The organism is Cellulosimicrobium cellulans (assembly GCF_042723955.1).
GTDB lineage: Bacteria > Actinomycetota > Actinomycetes > Actinomycetales > Cellulomonadaceae > Cellulosimicrobium > Cellulosimicrobium cellulans_H.
The window spans coordinates 13,100-21,319 of record NZ_JBHXIC010000062.1; the positions used below are offsets into that span (position 1 = coordinate 13,100).

Sequence of the window (8,220 nt, forward strand, 5' to 3'; positions counted from 1 at the left end):
GCGCCGGCGTGGGGCGCCCCGCTCCCCCGGCGCCCCGCCCCCGGCCCCCCGGGGGGGGGCCCCGCCCCTGGGCCCCCGCAGCCCGGGCAACCTGCCCTCCCGCAGCGCTCGGTCGAGCGGCTGCGTCAGCGGCCGGCGAGGTGGTCGAGCTCCTCGAGCAGGCGCTCGCGCGGCGCCGCGTCGTCGACGAACTTCTCGAGGGTCCGCCGCACCGACTCCCAGCGTCCCTCCTCGACCGCGGCGAGCGCGCCCACGAGCTGGCCGGGCGGGAGGTCGAGCACCGCGATCCGGGTGCGCAGGCCCTCGGGCGTGACCGTGACGACGACGGTGCGCTCCGCCGTCGCCTCGCCGCCCGCGCCCCGGGCCGTCGCGGAGACGGTGTGCTCGCCGAGTGCGAGGTCGGCGGCGGCGATCGCCGCGCCGTTCTCGACCGGCTCGCCGTCGAGCGAGACGACGACCTCGTCCGCGTCCGTGGCGCTCGCGGCGACGACGAGCGTGCCGCCGCGCTCGACCTCGGCGCCCTCGGCCGGGCTCACGACCTCGACCGTCGGCGCGGCGGGGGCCGGCGCGTCCTGCTCGCGCGCCTGCTTCCAGCCGATGAACGCCCCTGCACGGTCGGTGATGACGCCGTCGACCCCGATCTCGGTGAGCCGCGCCCAGTCGGCCGCGGAGTTCACGGTGTACGGCATCACGGCGATGCCGGCCTCGTTGAGGTCCGCGACGACGCTCGGGCGCGCGAGCAGCGCGGTCGCCGACGGGTTGTACATGACCGCCCCGAGGTCCTGCGCCACGGCGACGGGGTCGGCGTCGAGCGAGCCGCGCAGCAGACCGCGCGGGATCTGCGGCGCGTGCTCGCGCGCGTACTGAAGCGCGGCGACGTCGAACGACTGGAGGACCACCCGGTCCTCGAGCCCGGCCTCGACGACCATGTCCACGACGCGCTCGACCTCGGCGGACGTCTCTGGGCCCTTGATCTCCAGCAGGAGGGTCGACGAGCCGGTCTCCAGCAGGTCGAGCACCTGCGCGAACGACGGCAGGTGCTGCCCGGCGAACGCGGGGGAGAACCACGACCCGGCGTCGAGCGTGGTGACCTGCGCGCCGGACAGCACGGCGACGTCCCCCGACCCCTCCGTCGTGCGGTCCACGGTCTGGTCGTGGAGCACGACGGGCAGCCCGTCCGCCGTGGTGTGCACGTCGATCTCGACGTACTCGGCGCCCGTGCGCATGCCCGCGGCGACGGCGGCGAGCGTGTTCTCCGGCGCGACCGACGAGTAGCCACGGTGTGCGACGGTGGCGGGGAGCTCGCCGTCGTCGCCGACGTAGGACGCGGGCTCGATCTCGGTGACGGTGACGTCGTCGACGCTCACGGTCGCCCCGGCGGTGACGAAGCCGAGCGCGCCGTCCCGCGACCGGTCGATCCGCCCCTCCAGGAGGGTCTTCCCGTCCAGCGCGTAGGTGACCGCGGCACCCTGCACCTCGACGGACAGGCGCACGTCGCGACCCGTCGCCGCGTCCGCCGGGGCCGACGCCGTGTAGGGGACGTTCCACGCGTTCGCGGCCGTCCGCTGCGCGATCTCGACGCCGTTGTGCGCGGTCGTCGTGCTGCGCAGGACCGCCTGCCACCACGGGACCGCGCCGTCGGGCGCGACGTCGAGGATCGCGCCGGCCCAGCGCGAGGCGTTGTCCACGCTCTCGAAGCGCAGCGTCGCCTCGAGGCGGTAGTTCTCCGCCGACTGGCCGAAGACGATGCGGGCGGGCGACGACCCGTCCGGCGCGTCGCCGACGAGCCGGCCGTCGCGCACCTGCCAGTCGCCGAGGACGGGCGTCCAGCCCTCGGGGAGGGTGTCGCCGTCGAACGACTCGGCGAGCAGCACGTCGCCGGGCTCGGCGGCGGCCGGGGCGGCGAACGGGACGGTCGCGGTCGTGGTCGCCGCCACGGCGAGCGTGCTCGCGATCAGGGTTCCTGCCAGTGCGGCGGCGGTGCCGCGCACGGCGCGGCGTCGGGTGGTCGTCATCGGGTCCTCCGAACGTCGGGTCGGTTGCCCCGGCGACGCTACGAATGCCGCATGACGGTCCGGTGGACGCCGGGCGACGTCCGAGGGGCGGCCAGGTGACGGGACGCGAGTCCCCGACGTGCACCCCGGGCTCTTCCTCGAGCGCCACCTCGAGCCTCACCCGGGCGGCCCCGGCACGCGCGCCAGCAGGCGCGCGACGTCGTGCCCGGCCTCCAGCAGCGCGAGCGTGCGGCGCGCGAGCGCGGCGAGCCGCGCGTCGAGCGCGGCGAGCGGGTCGGCCACGTCGGTCGGGCCGGTGGCCCCGCGGAGCGCGTCGATCGCGTGGCGGACCTCCGGGACTCGGTACCCGGCTGCCCGCAGCGCCGCGACGACCCGGGCCTCGCGCACGGCCGCGGGCGGATAGCGGCGCGCCGACACCGCGCCCGTTCGCGACGTGACGCGCTCCGGCGCGAGGAGCCCCTCGTGCTCCCAGAACCGCAGCGTCGACGCCCGGACGCCCAGCGCGGCGGCGAGCCCCGTGATCGTGAGGACCGACCCGTCGGGCTCGGCCGTCCCCGCGGTCGTGCCGCCGGGGGAGCCGGCCGCACCATCGCCCTCCGCCCGGATCGCGAGGAGCGCGCGCCGGGCGGCGAGCGCCTCGTCCCGCTCGCGCGAGAGCGTCACGTGCAGCCCGGAGACCAGGCTCGCCGCCTCGTCGAGGGGCAGCGAGCGCGCGTCGCGCAGCACCCGCCGCGCGACGACCGGCCCGACGGCGGACGCGAGGCCGCGGTACGCGCGCAGGGCCAGGACGTGCTCGTCGCCGAAGGCGCGGTACCCGTTCGTGGACCGGTCGGCGGGCGGCAGGACGCCGAGGGCCTCCAGGTCGCGCACCTGCTGGACCGAGCCCCCGGCCGCGCGCGCGACGTCGGCCGTCCGCAGCGGCCGCGACGCGTCGCCGGCTGCCGCCCCGCGGACCGAGATCGTCACGCCAACCCTCCACAAGCACTTCAAGAGCACACTCGAACCATGAGTATGGAGCAGATCCTCGGAACGGTCCGGTCGCTCGACGGCGTCCTCGTGCTCTCGCCGGGACCCGGCAGCGAGTTCCCCGAGCTCGCGTGGGGCGACCACTTCTTCTACCTCGCCCCCGACGGCGAGATCCCGCACGGGCAGCCCTACGGCACGGTCGTCACCAAGGACTACCCCGACGACGCGGCCTCACGCCTCGACGAGGAGGGTCGCTGGAGGGTCAACGTGCACGTGGGGCGCGACCGGTTCCGCGACCTGGTCGGCACCGATCCCCGCGACGGGGCGGCGTCGGAGGCGGCGGAGACCGACGTCGTCGTGCCGCACCCGGTCTACGGCGCGCTCGGCTGGGTGTGCGTCGTGAACCCGGGCGTGCGCACGACCGGGCTCGTCCTCGACCTGCTGCGCGCCGCCCACGACGACGCCCGCGCCCGCGCCGTCCGCCGCACCGCGCGGTAGCGACGGCGCGGGGAGCGGCCTCAGGCGGGGACTGCGGCGCTCGCGGGCGCGGGGCGCGCGGCGACGTGGCCGTGCCCGGCGACGTCGACGCCGACCGCCAGGATGCGCGGGACGCCGTCGGTCACCTCGACGGTGGAGACCGAGGCGTTCGGGAGCGCGACGAGCCCGGACGGGTCGAGCGTCGCGAGCCACGCCCCGAGCGTGAGGCCGTGGCCGACGACGAGCACGTGCCGGTCGAGCACCGCACCGGGGCGGGAGGCGTCGTCGTGCGCCGCGACGACGCGCGTGAAGACGGCCCGAACGCGCGCCATGAAGTCCTTGCCGGCCTCGCCGCCGCCCACGCCGGGGTGGGTGCCGGCCAGCATGCGCGGCACGAGCTCCGCCCACGGCTCGATCGCGTCGAGGTGCGACTCCGGGCGCCGCTCGTACGAGCCGAACGACAGCTCGCGCAGGTCGTGGTCGACGGTCAGCGAGAGGTCGGGGTGGTGGCGCAGGAGCTCCATCGCGGTGAGGACCGCGCGGCCCTGCGGGGAGGAGTACGCGGCCGCGAAGTCGTGCCGCGCGAGGTGCTGCGCGGTGACGCGCACGCCCGCGCGCCCCGTGCGGGTCAGGGGGGAGTCGCACGACCCCTGGAGGTGCCGTCGTGCGTTGAGGTAGGTCTGCCCGTGCCGTACGAGCGTGATCGTCAGGGTCATCGTCGCTGTGCCCTCTCCGGTCGTCCCGGTCTGCTGGTCACGGCCGACGCTAGGTCGTCCCGGTGTCGTGGCGACGACGTCCCGGTGACGAACGCGTGGCAACCAACGGAACGTCGTGGGCCGGACGCGCAGCGGCACAGCGCCCCCGAGGATCCGCAGCCCGGAGGCCCGGAGGACCCGTGGCCTGTCGCCTGGGACCCCGTCACACGGTCGCGCGGACCTCGTCGCGCTCGGCGCTTGCCGCCCGCTCGCGGTCGGAGCCGTCCGAGCGCTCGGCCGCGTCCGCGGGCTCCGTCGTCGACCCGTCCGCCTCCGTCGCGGCACCCGGCTCGTCCTGGTCGACGGTCGTCTCCGCGGCGGGCGCGGGCCACGGGTCCTCGGCGTCCCCGGCGGCGTCCGGAACGGGCCCGGCCGCCCGGTGCACGACGACCGCGAGCGGCGCGACGAGGACCCCGCACACCAGGCCCCACGCCAGACCGGCCTGGAGCACGAGGAGCGCGCGTCCGACGTCGGGCAGGACGCCGCCGGCGGTGACGGTCGAGACGACGACGGGCACCGCCGCGGCGAGCGCCGCGCCCGCGACGCACGCGAACCAGGCGGAGAGCAGGAGCGTCCAGCGGCCCTCCGCCGGGGGCAGCCGGCGCGCAGCGAGCGCGGTGAGCAGCCCCACGGCCAGCGCGACCCCGAGCGGCAGCGCGAGGTGCACCGGGTCGGCGAGGAGGGCGTCCCGGTCGACGGCGAGCCGTGCGGACGGCAGCAGCACCACGTCCCGCGCGACGCCCCACGGCGACTGCGGGTCGACCGCACCGGGAAGCACGGTCCTCCCGACGCCCGCAGCCGCCCAGAGCACGCCCGTCGCGGCGCCCGCCGCGAGGGCGGCCGGCCAGGCGCGCACCGTGGCGGGAGCGCGGGTGTGCCGCGTGCCCGCCGGGTCGTCGCGCCGGTCGGTCAGCCCGCGCGTCACGACGACGGCGAGCCCGACGAGCAGGCCGTTCACGAGCCCCCACCAGCCGCCGAGCGCGGTCGCGACGAGCTCGGTGATCGTGTCGGCGCGCCACGGCAGCGTGACCCCCGCGAACCACGCGGCCGTCGCGGCGGTCGCGGACGCCGCGACCGTCGAGAACCAGACGGCGAGGAACGTCGCCCACCGTCCGGTGCCGGCGGGCAGGCGCCGCACCGCGAGCTGCGTGCCGGCGGCGACCAGCGCCCCGGCGAGCGCGGCGGTGAGGAGCGTGCTGCCGGAGACGGGCGCCCCCGCCGTGACGGGCGCGGTCGGGTGGGGGAGCAGCGCGCGGACGACGGTGCCCGGCACCGCGTGGGACATCCCGGACAACCAGTCCCCGAGGCGGCCCGTCACCACCCAGAGGACCGCGGTGAGCGTTCCGGCGACGACGACGGCGGGGACGGTCCTCGATGACGGCATCCTGCGAGGGTAGTGGCAGCCCCGCGCCGGTCGCGACGACGAGCGATGAGTTCCGAGGACGGTCGTCGTCAGAACGCTCGGGAGCCCCGGTGCACGACCGCGGGCACGACGACACGGAGGTTGCCATGAGCGAGCGCAAGACCTACACCCTGGACGTTCCCGGTGCGGTGATCGCCTACGACGTCTGGACGCCGGACGTGGCGGGCGACCGGCCGCCGGTCGTCGTCATGGGATCGCCCATGGCGGCGTCCGGGTTCGAGCAGCTCGTCGGGCTGCTCGACGACCGGGTGGTCGTCACGTACGACCCGCGCGGCACCGAGCGCAGCACGCTCGCGCCGGACGGCGAGGTCTCGGTCGAGGCGCACGCCGACGACCTGCACGCGGTCGTGACCGCGCTCGGGCTGGGCCCGGTGGACGTGTTCGGGTCGAGCGGGGGCGGCGTCGTCGGGCTGTCGTGGATCGAGCGCCACCCGGGCGACGTGCGGACCTTCGTGTCGCACGAGCCGCCGATCACGCCGCTGCTCGAGGACGCCGCGCTCGCGACGACCGTGCAGGCGGACATCGTCGACACGTACCGCCGCGAGGGCTTCGGCCCGGCCATGGCGAAGTTCGTCGCGCTCGTGAGCCACGTGGGCCCGCTGCCCGCGGACTACCTCGACCGCCCGGCCCCGGACCCCGCGATGTTCGGCTTCCCGACCGAAGACGACGGGTCGCGCGACGACCTCCTCCTCGGCAAGAACCTCGCGACGATGCCCGGCTGGGCCCCGGACGGCGCGGTGCTGCGGGCGTCGGGGACGCGGGTCGTGCCCGCGGTCAGCGCGCAGGGCGAGGGCACGCTCGCCTGGCGCGGCGGTGCGGCGCTCGCTGGGCTGCTCGGGGTGGAGGCCGTGACCTTCCCCGGCGACCACGGGGGCTTCATGGTCAACGAGTGGTCGCCGGACAACGACCCCGCGGCGTTCGCCGCGGCCCTGCGCGACGTGCTGGACGCCTGACGGCTACGAGGCGGCGAACAGCGGCGCGCGGCCCGGCGGCTGGGCGGGCGGCGGGTCCGCGATGCCGGGGAGGAGCGGCCGATTGGCCTCCGGCTGGTCGGGCGTGAGGTCGAGCCCCTCCTCGTCGTGGACGAGCGGGAGGCCGGTCCCGGACACGAGCCGGTAGGTCACGCCGTCGGGCCGGACCTCGACGCGGGCGCGCGACTCCCCGTGGTGGACCGTGAACGCGAGCCGCGTGAGGCGGGCGGGGAGCCGGGGCGCAAGGCGGAGCGCGCCGTCGTCGTGCCGCAGGCCCGCGATCCCGGTGACGACCGCGGTCCACGCCCCCGCGAGCGAGGCGACGTGCAGCCCGCCGTCGGTCGAGGCGCGCAGGTCGCACAGGTCGAGGAGCGCGCACTCGCGCGCGTACGCGTAGGCGAGGTCGACGTACCCGATCTCCGCCGCGACCACCGCCTGGGCGGGCGCGGAGAGCGACGAGTCGCGGACGGTGAGCGGCTCGTAGTAGTCGAAGTCCCTGCGCCGCTGCTCCGCGGTGAACTCCTCGGGCGCGGTGTGCAGCGCGAGCACGAGGTCCGCCTGCTTGACGACCTGCCGGCGGTAGAGCTCGACGTAGTGCACGTGGTCGTCGAGGGGGAACCGGGCCGTGCCTGTCGCCTCGAAGTCCCAGTGCGCGTGGTGCGTGAAGTCCTGCGACTGCTCGGTGACGCCGAGCTCGGCGTTGTACGGGACGGTCATGCGGTCGGCCGCACGGAGCCACGCGCGGCGCTCGTCCGCGGTGACGCCCCGCCGGGCGGCCTGCTCGGGGAACCGCGCGCACAGCTCGTCGGCGGCGCGCAGGTTCTTGCGCGCCATGAGGTTCGTGTACGTGTTGTTGTCCACGACCGCGGTGTACTCGTCGGGCCCGGTCACGCCGTCGATGCGGAAGCCCGCCGCGGTGTGGTGCCCGCGGCCGGCCCACAGGCGCGCCGTCTCGACGGCGAGGTCGACGGCGACGTCCCGGGCGAGCTCGTCGTCGTGCGTCGCCGCGACGTGCCGCGCCGCGCCGAGCGCCACGGCCGACGCGACGTGGAACGCGGCCGTCCCGGCGGGCCAGTAGCCCGAGGACTCGCGGCCGCTGATCGTGCGCCACGGGAAGGCCGCGCCCGGCAGGCCGAGCTCGGCCGCGCGCTCGCACGCTCGGTGGAGCGTCGCGTGCCGCCAGCGCAGGTGCGCGGCGGCGGCGCCGGGCAGCACGTGGTCGAGCACGGGCAGCACGAACGTCTCGGAGTCCCAGAACGCGTGCCCCCCGTACCCGGTGCCCGTGAGTCCCTTGGCCCGCACGCCGACCCCCTCGACGCGTGCCGCCGCCTGCACCACCTGGAACAGCGAGTGCCGCATCGCCTGCTGCATCTCGTCGTCGCCGTCGAGCTCGACGTCGCCCCGGTCCCACACGTCGGCGAGGACGTCGGCCTGCTCGCGCGCGAGGCCGTCCCACCCGGCCTGCCGTGCGTCGGCGAGCACCGCGTGCGCGTGCGCGGGCAGCGCGTCCGCGGGCGGGCCGCCCCCCCCCGGGGGGGGGGGGGCCCGGCGGCCCCCCCCCCCCCCGCCCCCCCCCGGCCCGCGGCCGGTGGGGTATAAAAAAAAAACACACA

At 76.9% G+C, this 8,220-nt stretch carries 7 protein-coding genes; 2 read left to right on the forward strand and 5 right to left on the reverse strand.

Annotated features, from left to right (window positions below):
• Positions 1–125 precede the first annotated feature (125 nt).
• A complete protein-coding gene (locus tag ACFWH7_RS15460; protein ID WP_378217545.1) occupies positions 126–2,015 on the reverse strand; it encodes a glycerophosphodiester phosphodiesterase in 1,890 nt (629 codons plus the stop codon).
• A gap of 156 nt (positions 2,016–2,171) precedes the next feature.
• Complete coding sequence (locus tag ACFWH7_RS15465; RefSeq protein ID WP_378217547.1) at positions 2,172–2,981, reverse strand: MerR family transcriptional regulator; 810 nt, start codon at positions 2,979–2,981, stop codon at positions 2,172–2,174.
• Positions 2,982–3,020: 39 nt separating this feature from the next.
• On the opposite strand from ACFWH7_RS15465, the gene ACFWH7_RS15470 reads away from it, so the two are divergent.
• On the forward strand, positions 3,021–3,479 hold the full coding sequence (locus tag ACFWH7_RS15470) for a DUF6194 family protein (RefSeq protein WP_378217549.1): 459 nt from the start codon (positions 3,021–3,023) through the stop codon (positions 3,477–3,479).
• Positions 3,480–3,499: 20 nt separating this feature from the next.
• Here the strand turns inward: ACFWH7_RS15470 and ACFWH7_RS15475 are convergent, their stop codons facing one another.
• Both ACFWH7_RS15475 and ACFWH7_RS15480 read right to left on the reverse strand, forming a co-directional pair.
• Entirely contained in the window at positions 3,500–4,174 is a 675-nt protein-coding gene (locus ACFWH7_RS15475) for a histidine phosphatase family protein (protein WP_378217551.1), read from the reverse strand.
• Positions 4,175–4,376: 202 nt separating this feature from the next.
• Complete coding sequence (locus ACFWH7_RS15480; RefSeq protein ID WP_378217553.1) at positions 4,377–5,597, reverse strand: hypothetical protein; 1,221 nt, start codon at positions 5,595–5,597, stop codon at positions 4,377–4,379.
• 125 nt (positions 5,598–5,722) lie between these two features.
• Here ACFWH7_RS15480 and ACFWH7_RS15485 point away from each other — a divergent pair, with 125 nt between their 5' ends.
• Entirely contained in the window at positions 5,723–6,589 is an 867-nt protein-coding gene (locus ACFWH7_RS15485) for an alpha/beta fold hydrolase (RefSeq protein ID WP_378217555.1), read from the forward strand.
• Between the two features lie 3 nt (positions 6,590–6,592).
• On the opposite strand, the gene ACFWH7_RS15490 is transcribed toward ACFWH7_RS15485, so the two are convergent.
• Positions 6,593–8,220, reverse strand: a 1,628-nt coding sequence (locus ACFWH7_RS15490) for a glycosyl hydrolase family 65 domain-containing protein (protein WP_378217557.1), incomplete at its 5' end; no start/stop codon positions are given.